Source organism: Rhodococcus sp. DMU2021 (genome assembly GCF_019641445.1).
GTDB lineage: Bacteria > Actinomycetota > Actinomycetes > Mycobacteriales > Mycobacteriaceae > Rhodococcus > Rhodococcus pyridinivorans.
Map to the genome: position 1 here is coordinate 493,858 of NZ_JAIFKB010000001.1, position 13,508 is coordinate 507,365.

At 70.7% G+C, this 13,508-nt stretch carries 12 protein-coding genes; 10 read left to right on the plus strand and 2 right to left on the minus strand.

Translation table 11 applies throughout. The annotated features are described in order from the left end of the window. Window positions 1-95: 95 nt before the first annotated feature. Window positions 96-1,310: a methionine adenosyltransferase gene (gene metK / locus K3M35_RS02350; protein ID WP_064060292.1), complete on the plus strand. Its 1,215-nt coding sequence runs from the start codon at window positions 96-98 to the stop codon at window positions 1,308-1,310. A 17-nt stretch (window positions 1,311-1,327) separates the two neighbouring features. Then, a complete protein-coding gene (locus K3M35_RS02355; protein ID WP_220665923.1) occupies window positions 1,328-3,346 on the plus strand; it encodes a primosomal protein N' in 2,019 nt (672 codons plus the stop codon). Window positions 3,347-3,382: 36 nt separating this feature from the next. Here K3M35_RS02355 and K3M35_RS25975 read toward each other — a convergent pair whose 3' ends face one another. Beyond that, the gene (locus K3M35_RS25975) at window positions 3,383-3,670 is read right to left on the minus strand and encodes a hypothetical protein (protein ID WP_259443463.1); all 288 of its coding nucleotides are present in this window, start codon (window positions 3,668-3,670) and stop codon (window positions 3,383-3,385) included. Continuing rightward, on the minus strand, window positions 3,667-4,158 hold the full coding sequence (locus K3M35_RS25980) for a hemerythrin domain-containing protein (RefSeq protein ID WP_259443464.1): 492 nt from the start codon (window positions 4,156-4,158) through the stop codon (window positions 3,667-3,669). The genes K3M35_RS25975 and K3M35_RS25980 overlap by 4 nt, the downstream gene beginning before the upstream one ends. Before the next feature lie 117 nt (window positions 4,159-4,275). Between K3M35_RS25980 and K3M35_RS02365 the strand changes: the two genes are divergently transcribed. From K3M35_RS02365 to K3M35_RS02400, 8 genes are all read left to right on the plus strand, one after another. Further along, window positions 4,276-5,307 (plus strand): triacylglycerol lipase, encoded by a 1,032-nt coding sequence (locus tag K3M35_RS02365; RefSeq protein WP_220665924.1) that lies wholly within the window; start codon window positions 4,276-4,278, stop codon window positions 5,305-5,307. A 210-nt stretch (window positions 5,308-5,517) separates the two neighbouring features. Further along, complete coding sequence (fmt, locus tag K3M35_RS02370) at window positions 5,518-6,438, plus strand: methionyl-tRNA formyltransferase (RefSeq protein ID WP_024100791.1); 921 nt, start codon at window positions 5,518-5,520, stop codon at window positions 6,436-6,438. Beyond that, window positions 6,435-7,916: an RsmB/NOP family class I SAM-dependent RNA methyltransferase gene (locus K3M35_RS02375; RefSeq protein ID WP_006551458.1), complete on the plus strand. Its 1,482-nt coding sequence runs from the start codon at window positions 6,435-6,437 to the stop codon at window positions 7,914-7,916. Before fmt ends, K3M35_RS02375 begins: the two co-directional genes overlap by 4 nt. Window positions 7,917-8,021: 105 nt before the next feature. Continuing rightward, on the plus strand, window positions 8,022-8,426 hold the full coding sequence (locus tag K3M35_RS02380; protein ID WP_259443465.1) for a hypothetical protein: 405 nt from the start codon (window positions 8,022-8,024) through the stop codon (window positions 8,424-8,426). Continuing rightward, a complete protein-coding gene (locus tag K3M35_RS02385) occupies window positions 8,416-10,014 on the plus strand; it encodes a cell wall metabolism sensor histidine kinase WalK (protein ID WP_220665926.1) in 1,599 nt (532 codons plus the stop codon). Before K3M35_RS02380 ends, K3M35_RS02385 begins: the two co-directional genes overlap by 11 nt. After that, window positions 10,011-10,673: a response regulator transcription factor gene (locus K3M35_RS02390; RefSeq protein ID WP_220665927.1), complete on the plus strand. Its 663-nt coding sequence runs from the start codon at window positions 10,011-10,013 to the stop codon at window positions 10,671-10,673. Before K3M35_RS02385 ends, K3M35_RS02390 begins: the two co-directional genes overlap by 4 nt. Further along, window positions 10,670-12,172, plus strand: coding sequence for an SLC13 family permease (locus K3M35_RS02395; protein ID WP_220665928.1), 1,503 nt, complete (start codon window positions 10,670-10,672; stop codon window positions 12,170-12,172). The genes K3M35_RS02390 and K3M35_RS02395 overlap by 4 nt, the downstream gene beginning before the upstream one ends. 62 nt (window positions 12,173-12,234) lie before the next feature. Further along, a complete protein-coding gene (locus tag K3M35_RS02400) occupies window positions 12,235-13,470 on the plus strand; it encodes a glycerate kinase (RefSeq protein WP_220665929.1) in 1,236 nt (411 codons plus the stop codon). The last annotated feature ends 38 nt before the right edge of the window (window positions 13,471-13,508 follow it).

Consider the following 13,508-nt stretch of genomic DNA (forward strand, 5'->3'; position numbering starts at 1 on the left):
GGCACTGCGATCGGGTCCTGCCGACCCGATCGGGGAGCGCATGCTCCATACGGTTTGTCCGTCCAGCGCCTGGCGCACAGTCGAGAGGGAGTTTCGTGAGCAAGACCGGCGGTCGTCTTTTCACCAGTGAGTCCGTGACCGAAGGGCATCCGGACAAGATCTGTGACGCGATCAGCGACTCGGTTCTCGACGCGCTCCTCACCGAGGATCCTCGTGCCCGGGTAGCGGTGGAAACCCTCGTCACCACGGGCCAGGTGCACGTGGTCGGTGAGGTCACCACCTCGGCATACGCCGACATCCCCAAGATCGTCCGCGATCGGGTGCTCGAGATCGGCTACGACTCGTCGTCGAAGGGCTTCGACGGCAACTCCTGCGGTGTCAACATCGCGATCGGCGCGCAGTCGCCCGAGATCGCCGGCGGCGTCGACGTCTCGCACGAGGCGCGCAGCGGTGTGCTCACCGACGACGAGGTCGCCCGCCAGGGCGCCGGCGACCAAGGCCTGATGTTCGGCTACGCCTGCTCCGATACGCCCGAACTCATGCCGCTGCCGATCTCCCTCGCACATCGCCTGTCGCGCCGGCTCACCGAGGTCCGCAAGTCGGGGGTTCTGCCGTACCTGCGTCCCGACGGCAAGACCCAGGTCACCATCGAGTACGCCGACGACAAGCCCGTCCGTCTCGACACGATCGTCATCTCGACGCAGCACGCCGCCGACATCGATCTGAACAACCTGCTCACGCCGGATCTGCGCACCCACGTCGTCGACGCGGTACTCGCCGACCCGAACCTGGCCGATCTCGACACGGCCGATGTGCGTCTGCTGGTCAACCCGTCCGGATCGTTCGTCCTCGGCGGCCCGATGGGCGACGCCGGCCTCACCGGCCGCAAGATCATCGTCGACACCTACGGCGGCATGGCCCGCCACGGTGGTGGCGCGTTCTCCGGCAAGGATCCGTCGAAGGTCGACCGTTCGGCCGCCTACGCGATGCGCTGGGTCGCCAAGACCGCCGTCGCCGCCGGTCTCGCCGACCGCATCGAGGTGCAGGTCGCCTACGCGATCGGCAAGGCTGCTCCGGTGGGTCTGTTCGTCGAGACCTTCGGCACCGAGAAGACCGACCCGGCCCGCATCCAGCAGGCCATCGGCGAGGTCTTCGACCTGCGCCCGGGAGCGATCATCCGTGACCTCGACCTGCTGCGCCCGATCTACGCGCAGACCGCTGCGTACGGCCACTTCGGCCGTACCGACATCGACCTGCCGTGGGAGAACACCGACCGCGCCGACAAGCTGCGCGCGGCCGCCGGTCTGTAGATTCCGATCGGGCCCGGGTGGCTGCTGATTTCGACGCCGCCGAGGTCGATCCGGTTGCGCGGGTTCTCCCGCTGCTACCGGTTCCGCACCTCGACCGGGAGTTCGACTACCTGATCCCGCGCGACCTGGACGCGGACGCCCGTCCGGGCGTCCGCGTCCGCGTCCGCTTCGCCGGACGTCTCGTCGACGGTTTCCTGCTCGCACGCGCCGCGACGAGCGATCACACCGGCAAGCTCGGCCGACTCGACCGCGTCGTCTCGTCCGAGCAGGTCCTCACGCCCGAGATCGCTGCTCTGGCAGAGGAAGTCGCGACCCGCTATGCCGGGACCCGGGCCGACGTGCTGCGTCTGGCGGTACCTCCGCGACACGCACGTGTCGAAGCCGAGGCGTCGCGCCCACCGGAACCTCCGCCTGTTCCGGAGATCGATCCTGCCGCGTGGGGCCGGTACCGGCACGGCGAGAACTTCCTCGAAGCGCTCGGCGGCGGCCGCGCCCCGCGCGCGTCCTGGCAGGCGCTGCCCGGTGAGGATTGGCCCCGACGGCTCGCCGAACTCGCCGCACTGACCCTCGCCTCGGGGAAGGCGGCCGTGCTCGTCGTTCCCGACCAGCGTGACCTCGACCGTCTCGTGAAGGCGTGTGCAGACGTCGCCGGGGCCGATCACGTCGTCGGCCTCGCCGCCGGCCTCGGACCGGCCGAACGGTATCGACGCTGGCTTGCGGCGCTGCGCGGATCCGCGCGCATCGTCGTCGGGACCCGGGCCGCCGTCTTCGCCCCGACCCCCGATCTCGGGCTCCTCGTGGTGTGGGACGACGGCGACGACCTGCACTGCGAACCACGGTCCCCGTATCCGCACGCCCGCGAAGTGGCTGCTCTGCGCGCCCACGCGGTCGGTGCCGCCATCGTGATCGCCGGGCACGCCCGCACCGCGGAGACCCAGACGCTCGTCGAGGCCGGCTGGGCACACGATCTCGTGGCACCCCGCGACGTCGTACGGGCGTGCGCGCCGAAGGTCACGGCCCTCGCCGACAGCGACCACGCACTCGCACGGGATCCGGCCGCGCGTGCCGCGCGACTGCCTGCCATCGCGTTCGCCGCCGCCCGATCCGCTCTCGCGGTCGACCGCCCGGTGCTCGTGCAGGTACCGCGGCGCGGATACGTGCCCGCGCTCGCGTGCGGAAAGTGCCGGGCACCCGCCCGCTGCCGGCACTGCAACGGCCCGCTCGCACTGCCCACGGCGGCCGGTCCCGACGGTGCCGCGATCCCGGCATGCCGCTGGTGCGGTGTCGCCGATGCGCGTCACCGCTGCCACGCGTGCGGCGCGCGCTCGTTGCGGGCCGTGGTGGTCGGGGCGGCCCGCACCGCCGAAGAACTGGGCCGCGCCTTTCCGGGCGTGCCGGTCGTGACCTCCGGCGGCAACGACGTCAAGCACACCGTGCCCGGTTCGGCGTCGCTCGTCGTCTCCACCGTGGGCGCCGAACCCGTCGCCGAGGGCGGTTACGGGGCGGCGCTGCTCCTGGACGGGTGGGCCCTGCTCGGCCGTGCCGATCTGCGCGCCACCGAGGAGACGATGCGCCGCTGGCTCACCGCATCGGCGCTCGTACGGTCGTTCGCCGACGGGGGACAGGTCGTGGTCGTCGCCGATTCCGGGATCCCCACCGTGCAGGCGCTCGTGCGTTGGGATCCCGTGGGACACGCCCAGTCCGAGGTCTCCGAACGAGCCGAGGTCGGTTTCCCGCCCGCGGTCCACATGGCCGCGATCGACGGGTCGTCCGCGGCGGTCGCCGAACTGCTCGAGGCCACACACCTGCCCGAGGGAGCCGAGGTGCTCGGGCCCGTGCCGCTCCCGCCGGGGCAACGACTGCCGTTCGGATCCGAAGGACCCGAACCGGAGGACGTGCACCGGATGATCGTGCGGGTCGCACGCGAGCGCGGTCGCGCACTCGGTCGCGCCCTGCGCGACGCCCAGGCCACCCGCACGGCGCGTCGCGCGGACGGTCCGCTGCGGGTTCAGGTGGATCCGCCGCGTATCGGCTGACCCGGCCGCGGAGGGGCGCGGATCTCCGCTGCCGGCCTAGGCCGCTTTCGGAATCGGTTGCGACGGAATGGATGCGGCGTCCGTACCCTTCCACAGCGCCGCGAAGTCGTGGCGATGTCGAATGTCCAGGATGCGCAGCAGGACGAAACGCGGTACGGGCGGCACGAGGTGCACGACGTGATCGCGCGAGGAGTCGTCGAGACCGTCGATGAGCCAGTTCCCTTCCTTGCCGAGCTGTTGCATCCCCTTCGGCTCGATATTGAACTCCTGGTCCCACGCGCGCCACTGCGCGTCGGTGATGCTGGTCGAGACCAGTGGCATCATCTCCCGCTCCTCACGTTCGAGATGGGGGAGCAGAACCTCGGACAAGCGGGACAGTGCTGCACCGAGTGCTCGCCGGAGCCGGGGCGGTCGGCGCGGAGATCGCGTGCCGCCTCCTCGACTGGGGCGATCGCAGGCTCGATGGTGCGGTGGTCGGCGTTCATCCTCTCCACGAGCGGTGCCGCGTCGGGATTGCACTGCACCACACGCGGATAGAGCCCACGGTCCTCGGACCAGTGGTGATGGTGAAGGAAATCCATCATCCACAACACGTGGTGGGCGAGAGCCACTCGGTGGGTCTGCTGCCATGTCTTCGTCGAGGTGGCGACCTCGATGCGGAGAGGGTCGCGGCGGAGGGCGGAGTGCGCGATTCCCATGATTCGGGTCTCGTCGGATCCGTCGGGATCGGTGGAGTGTCCGTCGACGGAGGCTGTTCCCAGTGTCGATCCGGCGTGGACCGAGAGCAAGACCCGCCGGCTGCTGCCGTACATACGGACGACAGCGACACGCGTTGCCGGGGATATTATTTGTCACAGTAACGGAGCCGGTGATTGTGACCGATCTACTTCCCGAGGTGCCGGGGAGGCGCAGGAGGAGAGGGCGGACGAATGGGTGCCGGGCGGAGTGTCGGTGGTGTCGTCGGAGCGTGTATCGTCGCGATGCTGACTGTGGGTGCAGCGGCACTGACTGTGGGCGCAGCGGCGGCGCAGCCGCTCCCGTCCGACGACGGACCGATCCTCGGTCTCGGGGAAGGGGCGTACAGCAGCGTGCCCGTCCCGGCGGGACCGGTGGCCACCGGGCACGCCGAAGCGGCCGAATACGCCGAGAACAACCCCGATGTCGCCCCCGCCGGTAGCAACGACTTCGCGTGCGTGCCGTCCGAGGAGCGCCCTCATCCGGTGGTGCTCGCGCACGGCACCGATTCCAACGCCTACTCCGACTTCGCTGCTCTCTCGCCGCTGCTCGCCGCGTCAGGCTGGTGCGTATTCGCCCTGAACTACGGGTTCGCCGACGGTGCCGAGGATTACGGCACGGGCGACATCCGCGTCTCCGCAGCACAGTTCGGTGAGTTCGTCACCGAGGTCCTCGACGCGACCGGTGCGGAGGAGGTCGACGTCGTCGGCTACTCACAGGGAGCCACGGTGGCCCGCTATTACATCAACGAACTCGGGGGTGGCGAGGTCGTCGACCGGTGGGTGGGGATCGCGTCGCCGAGCTACGGAGGCACCTTCTACGGCATCGGGGCCGCCGTCGCCGCGCTGCCCGGAGCGACCGACATCGTCGAGGGCGAGTTCTCCGTCGCCCTCGTGCAGCAGCTTCAGGGGTCGGAACTGCTCACCGAACTCAACACACCCACCGACACCGTGCCCGGCGTGCGCTACACGACCATCGGTAGCGAGGTCGACGAGGTCATCCAGCCCGCCGGCAATGTCGCACTCCATGGTGAGGGCGCCGTCAATCACGTGATCCAGGAGCTGTGCCCGCAAGATCTGACCGGCCACTTCAACATGGTCTACGACCGCTTCTCGCTGCAGCTCGCGCGGCACGCGCTCGACCCCGACCGGTACGCGATCGGGGAGTGCACCACCGTCGCGCTCGGCACCGGTATCCCCGAACTGATCCTCCAGTCCAACACCTGAGCGCGGGCACTCGGGCTCCGACGCCTGAGCTCCATGCTCTCCGGTACCGGCCTCCGCGAGGTGACCGCCCGGCGCGGTGATGCAGGTCGCACGACGTCGACTCCCTAGACTGTGAGAGGTCATCGCCGTCGAAAACTGGAGCAGCATCCGTGACATCCCCGCACAGTCCACACGCAGCGCACCCCACCTCCTGCTCGGCGGTGCTCTGACATGCGCGTGGTCTTCGCGGGAACACCGGAACCCGCCGTCCCGTCGCTGCTCCGCCTCATCGAGTCACGCCACGAGGTCGTCGCGGTGGTCACCCGCCCCGACACCACCGCCGGTCGCGGCCGGAAGGTCGTGCGATCCGCCGTGGGGCAGATCGCCGACGAACACGGAATCGAGGTCCTCACGCCGCGCTCGCCGCGCGACCCCGAGTTCGTCGCGCGACTGACCGAACTCGCACCCGACTGCTGCCCCGTGGTGGCCTACGGCGCCCTGATCCCGCAGGACGTCCTGGACATCCCTGTGCACGGATGGGTGAACCTCCATTTCTCGCTGCTGCCCGCCTGGCGCGGCGCGGCGCCCGTGCAGGCGGCGATCGCTGCCGGTGACGAGATCACCGGAGCGAGCACCTTCCGGCTCGAGGCCGGCCTCGACACCGGTCCGGTCTACGGCGTCGTCACCGAGACGATCCGTCCCACCGACACCGCCGGCGACCTGCTCGGCCGCCTCGCCGAGGTCGGTGCGACGCTGCTCGAATCCACCCTCGACGGCCTCGAAGACGGCATCCTCACGCCCGCACCGCAGCCGGCCGACGGTGTCTCGCACGCGCCCAAGGTCACCGTCGAGGCCGCCCAGGTGCAGTGGACACTCCCCGCACACGTCGTCGACCGGCGAATTCGCGCCGTCACGCCCGCTCCGGGTGCGTGGACGATGATCGGCGACCTGCGCGTGAAGATCGGTCCCGTGACGGTGACCGACGAGACCCTCGAACCCGGTGAGCTCGACATCCGCAAGGACGGCGTGCTCGTCGGTACCGCTACCACTGCCGTCCGGCTCGGGACGGTGCAACCGCCCGGGAAGAAGGCGATGACAGCCACGGACTGGGCGCGCGGCGCCCGTCTCGACCCGAAGGTGCGTGCGCGATGAGCGAATCCGGCAGGCCCCCGCGGGGCAAGCGCAATGCCGGAGGACGGAACCCCGCAGGTCGCGGGGGACGCAGCGGCGGTGGGAAGCCGAACCGCAATCCGGCGTCCGAACACGCCCCCCGACCGTGGAAGCCTCCCGCCGACCCCGCACGCGTCGCCGCGCGGGACGTGCTGCGCGCCGTGCGCGAACGGGACGCCTACGCCAATCTCGTTCTCCCGTCGCTGCTCCGGGAGCGGCATCTCGACGCGCGCGACGCCGCCCTGGCCACCGAGCTCACCTACGGCGCGGCCCGCGCGCGAGGCCTGCTGGACGCCGTGATCGCCGACGCCGCGAACCGTCCCGTCGACGAGATCGACGGCGCGCTGCTCGACGTACTGCGTCTGGGTGCCTACCAGTTGCTGCGCACGCGCGTCGCCCCGCACGCCGCTGTCGCCACGAGCGTCGACCTCGTCCGGGCCGAATTCGGATCGGGCCGAGCAGGTTTCGTCAACGCGGTGCTTCGTCGTGTGGGTGAGCGTTCGGAGGAGGAGTGGATCACGCTGCTCGCCCCCGACCCGGACCGCGACCCGGTGGGTCACCTGGCCTTCCGGTACGCGCACCCCCTGTGGATCGCGCAAGCGTTCGCCCACGCGCTCGGATCGGATGCCTCCGAACTCGCCGACGTCCTCGCCGCCGACGACGCGCGCCCGATCGTCCACCTCGTCGCCCGGCCCGGGGTTATCACCGCGGAGGAACTCGCGCTCGTCACCGGCGGTGAGCTCGGACCGTGGTCGCCCTATGCGGTGCACCTCGAGCACGGCGACCCCGGCCGCCTCGAACCCGTCCGGGAAGGCATGGCCGCAGTCCAGGACGAAGGCAGCCAGCTCGTCGCACGTGCCCTCACCCTCGCACCCCTCGTCGGCGAGGACCGGGGCCGCTGGCTCGACCTGTGCGCGGGACCGGGCGGAAAGGCGGCGCTGCTCGGCGCCATCGCCGCGATCGACGGGTTCGCCGTCGACGCGGTCGAACCGGTCGACCACCGCGCGGAACTCGTCCGCAAGACCGCCCGCGACCTGCCGGTGACCGTGCACATCGCCGACGGGCGCGAGCCCGGACTCGAACCGGGCTACGACCGGATCCTCGTGGACGCACCCTGCACGGGTCTCGGCGCGTTGCGTCGGCGTCCCGAGGCGCGGTGGCGACGGCAACCCGGCGACGTCGCCGAACTCGTGCGGCTGCAGAAGGAACTGCTCGCATCGGCGATCGGACTGCTGCGTCCCGGTGGTGTGGTGCTCTACTCGACGTGTTCACCGCACGTCTCGGAGACCGTCGCCGTCGTGTCCGACGCGGTGCGCCGCCACGGTGTCGAACAGCTCGACACCCGCGAACTCGTCCCCGGCGTGCCGCAGGTCGGGGAGGGGCCGGGAGTCCAGCTCTGGCCGCACCGCCACGGCACCGACGCCATGTTCATGGCTGCGCTGCGTAAACCCGAGCGCTGATCGCGACCGCCGGACACGGATCGTCGTGTCCGGCGCCGGGGAAGATGAAAGTCTTCTCATCCGGTCTTCACGATCGATTCACTCCGGTGCAGGATGCTGTTCTCCATGCCGGTGATGAAACGCATGCTCGTGATCGCAGCGCTGCTGCTGATCCCGGCGGCCGTCGCGTGGGGGAGCCAGGCCCTGACACGACCGGCGGGCTCCCCCGAGATCGGTGATGCATCGGTCACCGTCTCCGTCGTGCCGACCACGACCGAGCCCGCGGCGCCGTCCCCCGGGGCCGAGGCGCCCGAGGTACGACCCGAACCCGAGCAGGAGTCGGCATCCGCACCGTCGGTCCCCGGCACGCAGACATCCCCGCCTGCCGTCGTGCCGGCCCCGGTTCCCGATCCGGGCTGGTCCGACGTCGCGCGTCAGCCCCTGCCGACCCCTCAGGTCGAGTGGGACGACGACTGGGACGACGACGGCGACGACAGTGGGGACGACGACTGGGACGACGATGACGACTGAGTCCGGGAAGCCGGCCGGGACGGAGCGCACCGGTCACCTCCGCATCCCTCACCCCGGTCGCGGATCCGCTCTCCCTGCCCGGTGGCGCATCCTCAGCTGGATCCTGCTGACCACGGCCGTCGCGCTCGTCGCCGTCGTCGTCACCGCGCGGGTGCTGCTCCTCAACCACGTCGACCGAGATGCGAATGCCGACATCACTCAGGAGATCGACGAATTCCGGGCATTCGCCGCCGAGGGCGTCGACCCCACCACGACGTTCCCGTTCACCTCCGTGGAGCGGATGCTCGAGGTCTATCTCAACCGTCAGCACACCTCGGAGGGCGAGGTGATCGTCGGCGTCGTCGACGGTTCGCTGCTCTTCGACCGCCGTATCGCGGTGGACCGGCCCGACCTGCCGGCGAACCTCACCGAGGACGGTGTGATGTTCGAGCGCATCCTCAACGTCTCCACCGGCTCGGGCGTCCACGAGGTGGACGGTGGACAGATGCGCTGGGCCCGCGCCGACGTCACCTCCGGCGACGACCGGGGCGCGCTGATCGTCGCCGTGTTCACCGCCGAGCAGCGCGCGAAGGTCGCCGACACCGCCCGCACCATCGGACTGGTCGCGATCGGCGGCCTCGGTCTCACGGCGATCATCGGCTGGCTGGTCGCGGGACAGATCCTCGCCCCGATCCGCCAGGTGCGCGAGGTGGCCGCCGCCATCGGCGAGAAGGATCTGACGAGTCGGGTGCCCGTGCACGGACGCGACGACATCGCCGCACTGGCACAGACCTTCAACTCGATGCTCGACCGCCTCGAACAGGCCTACACCACGCAGCAGCAGTTCGTCGACGACGCCGGCCACGAACTGCGGACACCGATCACCGTGATCCGCGGGCACCTCGAACTCATGGATCTCGGTCACGCCGACGACGCGACGCGCGAGGAGACGATCCGGCTCGTCGAGGACGAACTCGACCGGATGGCGCGGATCGTCACCGACCTGCTCGTCCTCGCCAAGGCCGAGCGCCCCGACTTCGTGCAGCGACGACCGGTCGACGTCACCGACCTCATGCTCGACGTCGAGGCCAAGGCGCAGATGCTCGGCACCCGCGACTGGCAGCTCATGGAGATCGCCGAGGGCATGGCCGACATCGACGCCCAACGCGTCACCCAGGCCGTGCTGCAGTACGTGACCAATGCCGTCACGCACACCCACCCTGGGGACGTCATCCAGCTCGGATCCGTCTTCGTCGAGCACGACGGCACCGAGCACCTCCGGATCTGGGTCCGGGACACCGGACCCGGGGTCGCTCCGGACGACGCGGCACGCATCTTCGAACGCTTCCGCCGCGGACGCACCGTCCCCGGTGACCGGCACGGACCCGCCGCCGAACGAGGCGGGGCGGGTCTCGGACTCGCCATCGTCCGCGCCATCGCCGACGCGCACCACGGCTCGGCTTGGGTCGAGAGCGCGGTCGGGCACGGCGCGACCTTCGGCATCGACCTCCCCCTACGAGACCCCGCAGGAACCACCGGCACGACCGGCACGACCGGCACGGCCGGTTCCCCCGGTACAGCCGAGACTCGAAGGACCGCATCGCAGTGAGCAGAATCCTCATCGCCGAAGACGACACCCGCATCACCGCCTTCCTCGAGAAGGGGCTGCGCGCAGCGGGATACACCACCACCGACGCCACCGACGGCGAGACCGCCCTGATGCTCGTTCGCAGTGGCGCCTTCGATCTGGTGATCCTCGACATCGGGTTGCCCCGCATGGACGGCTTCACCGTCCTCGAGAGGTTGCGCGGTGAAGGTGTGCGGACCCCCGTGATCGTGCTGACCGCGCGAGACAGCGTCACCGATACCGTCGCGGGGCTCGAGGGCGGTGCCAACGACTATGTGAGCAAACCGTTCCAGTTCGCCGAACTGCTCGCCCGCATCCGGTTGCGCATCGGCGACAGCAGTTCGGCTGCCGATCCGGCAGCGGTGATCCGCGACGGCGACATGGCTCTGGACCTGCGGGCCCGACGCGCCGAGATCGCAGGGGAGAGCGCCGATCTCACCAGCCGCGAGTTCGCCCTGTTCGAGGTCTTCCTGCGTCACCGCGGGCAGGTGCTCTCCCGCGAACAGATCCTCGGGCACGTGTGGGGATACGACTTCGATCCCGCGTCCAACGTCGTCGACGTCTACGTGCGCGCACTGCGCAACAAGATCGGGGGAGACCGGGTCGAGACGATCCGCGGAGCGGGGTACCGGTTGCGATGACCTTCCACGCCACCGTCCCGCCGAGCTCCGTTGCGCCACAGCATCGTCCGCCGCGCAGACACACCGCCCCGACGCCCGGCCGGATCGTCGCGGTCGGGATACTCGCCGGCACCGTCGGTCTCCTCGTGTATCTCACGCGCACCGACCCCGACCTGACGCCTCCGGCCGCCGTCACCATGATCGTGTTCGTCGTGGCCGTCTGGCTGTGGGTGTTCACGAGGATCGACGACACCTATGTGGCGCTCGGCGCTGCCGCGGCCCTCACGGTCGTCGGGGTCATCGACGCGGATGCACTGTTCGCGACCCTCGGCGACGACGTCGTGTGGCTCCTGTTGTCCGCTTTCGTGATCGCCTCCGGTGTCGCGTCCTCGGGTCTGGCGACGCGCGGCGCGGCCTTCCTGGTGACGGGGGCGCACAGCCCGCGGGCGCTCGTGCACCTGGTGACGGCCGCGCTGATCGTCACCGCGTTCGCGGTCCCGTCGACCTCCGGTCGCGCCGCACTGGTGCTCCCGGTGTTCGTCGCGCTCGCGACGGTCCTCGCAGACCGGCCACGACTGGTGCGGGCACTCGCGTTGCTCTTCCCCACGGTGATCCTGCTGTCGGCGGTGGCGTCGCTGCTCGGCGCCGGTGCGCACCTGATCACCTCGCAGATCCTCGTCACGGCGACCGGCACCGGATTCGACTTCGCGACCTGGATGATCCTCGGCCTGCCGCTGGCGATCGTCTCGTCGCACGCCGCCGCCGAACTGGTGCTGCTGCTGTTCACCTCCACCGACGATCGGCGCGGACGCCTCACCGTCACCGCCGCCGACATCGGCGCGCAGGCCGACACCCCGGTCTGCGGGCCGCTCTCCGTCGCCGAATCCCGCGCCGCCCTTCTGCTGGTCGTGGTGATGGTGCTGTGGTGCACCGAACCCGTACACGGCATCCACCCGGCGGTGGTGGCGCTGCTCGGTGCGCTCGTCGCGACCTCCCCGCGGTACGGCTCCGTGCGTCTCGCGCCTGCGCTGAAGACCGTGCCGTGGCCTCTGCTGCTGTTCATGGCGGCAACGCTGTCGATCGGTACCGCGCTGACGACGAGCGGCGCGGCGGACTGGCTCGCATCGACGGCCTTCGGCCCGCTCACCTCGCACGGAGAGGGTGCCGGTCCGTTGTTCGTGGTCGTCGTGGTCGTGATCTCCGCTGCGGCGCACCTGGTCATCCAGTCGCGCTCGGCCCGTTCCGCCGTTCTCGTTCCCGTCGTGGTGGCACTCGCCCCGAGCGCAGGTGTCGATCCGCTCGCCGCGGCCTTCGTCTCGACGGCCGCCGCAGGCTTCTGCCACACCCTGCCGTCGTCGGCCAAGCCCGTGACGCTGTTCGCGGACGTGCCCGGCACATCCACCTACTCGACCTCCGACCTGTTGCGCCTGGCAGCGCGGCTCGGCCCGCTCCTCGCCGCGCTGGTCCTGTTGTTCGCGTGGTTCGTCTGGCCGCTGCTCGGCCTGTCGCTGTTCGTCTGATCCCTGTTCCCTCCCCCGTTGTCCCGTTCCACGGTCTGTCCCGTTTCACGATCGGAGTCGTCATGGCTTTGAAGGTTCCTCATCGCGTGCTCGTCGCACCCAGCGGTTTCAAGGAGAGTCTCGATGCGCGCAGCGTCGCCGCTGCGATCGGTGCGGGAGTCCGCCGGGCTCTGCCGTGCGCCGCCGTCGACCTCGTGCCTGTTCCGGACGGTGGGGAGGGCACCGCCGAGATCCTTGCCGAGGCCACCGGCGGCACGCTCGTCCCGGTCACCGTGACCGGTCCCGTCGGCGAGCCGGTGCGGGCGAGCTGGGCGCGTCTCGGTGGTGTCACCCGCGGGACGGCGGTCGTCGAGATGGCCTCGGCCGCCGGCCTTCGTCTCGTGCCCACCGATCGCCGTGATCCCGGTGCCACCACCACCCGCGGGGTCGGTGAACTCGTTGCCGCGGCACTCGACGACGGCATCCGCCGCATCGTCATCGGCTGCGGCGACTCGGGCACCAGCGACGGCGGAGCCGGGGCACTGCGAGCACTCGGCGCCCGGATCCTCGACGCCGACAGCCACGAACTGCCCGACGGGGGACGGCACCTCGCGCGCGCCGCGCGTCTCGATCTCGACGATCTGCACCCGGCGCTCGCCGACACCGAGATCGTCCTGGCCTGCAACGTCCACAACGTCCTGTGTGGGCCGACCGGTGTCGCTCGGGTCTTCGGCCCGCAGAAGGGCGCGACACCCGCGCAGGTCGAGGAGCTGTCCGCCGCTCTGGAGCGCTGGGCGAAGGTGCTCGGACGGGACGGGCGGGCACACGGGCTGGATGTGCGGTTCGGGGCGGGCACCGGCGCCTCAGGCGGCCTCGGTGCCGGTCTGGCCGCGGGCATCGGCGCCCGGATCGCCTCCCGGTTCGACGTGCTGCTCGACAGCGGCCTGTCCGGTATCGATCTCGACTCCCTGATCGCGCGCGCCGATCTGATCATCACCGCCGAGGGCAGCATCGACGTCCAGACCCCGCGCGGCAAGGTGCCCGCGGAGGTCGCCCGCCGCGCCCAGCGCGCCGGGGTGCCGGTGCTCGCCATCGCCGGGTCGCTCGGCGAGGGGGCGCGCGACGTCCACGACGTCGGAATCGGCGCGATTGCGTCGATCATCCCCGTCCCGATGCGCCTCGAGGACGCCGTCGCCAACGGTCACGACCTGCTCGTCGACGCCGCCGCGCGGTCCATGCGTCTGCTGATGCTCGGCTCCGCCGTGGCGAGTCGCAGCAAGGGCCGGGCGAAGAAGCGCAAGCACCGGGCGGCGGCGTGATGCAGTTCCGCGCGCGGCCGGCCGGGGCCGAATAGGGT

What these genes read in the sequence shown, in the direction of transcription:
- K3M35_RS25975 (WP_259443463.1), bottom strand. Translation starts at nt 3,670, where the DNA reads ATGATGCCACTGGTCTCGACCAGCATCACCGACGCGCAGTGGCGCGCG.
- K3M35_RS02395 (WP_220665928.1), top strand. Translation starts at nt 10,670, where the DNA reads ATGACCTTCCACGCCACCGTCCCGCCGAGCTCCGTTGCGCCACAGCAT.
- K3M35_RS02400 (WP_220665929.1), top strand. Translation starts at nt 12,235, where the DNA reads ATGGCTTTGAAGGTTCCTCATCGCGTGCTCGTCGCACCCAGCGGTTTC.
- K3M35_RS02375 (WP_006551458.1), top strand. Translation starts at nt 6,435, where the DNA reads ATGAGCGAATCCGGCAGGCCCCCGCGGGGCAAGCGCAATGCCGGAGGA.
- K3M35_RS02380 (WP_259443465.1), top strand. Translation starts at nt 8,022, where the DNA reads ATGCCGGTGATGAAACGCATGCTCGTGATCGCAGCGCTGCTGCTGATC.
- fmt (WP_024100791.1), top strand. Translation starts at nt 5,518, where the DNA reads ATGCGCGTGGTCTTCGCGGGAACACCGGAACCCGCCGTCCCGTCGCTG.
- K3M35_RS02385 (WP_220665926.1), top strand. Translation starts at nt 8,416, where the DNA reads ATGACGACTGAGTCCGGGAAGCCGGCCGGGACGGAGCGCACCGGTCAC.
- K3M35_RS02365 (WP_220665924.1), top strand. Translation starts at nt 4,276, where the DNA reads ATGGGTGCCGGGCGGAGTGTCGGTGGTGTCGTCGGAGCGTGTATCGTC.
- K3M35_RS25980 (WP_259443464.1), bottom strand. Translation starts at nt 4,158, where the DNA reads ATGTACGGCAGCAGCCGGCGGGTCTTGCTCTCGGTCCACGCCGGATCG.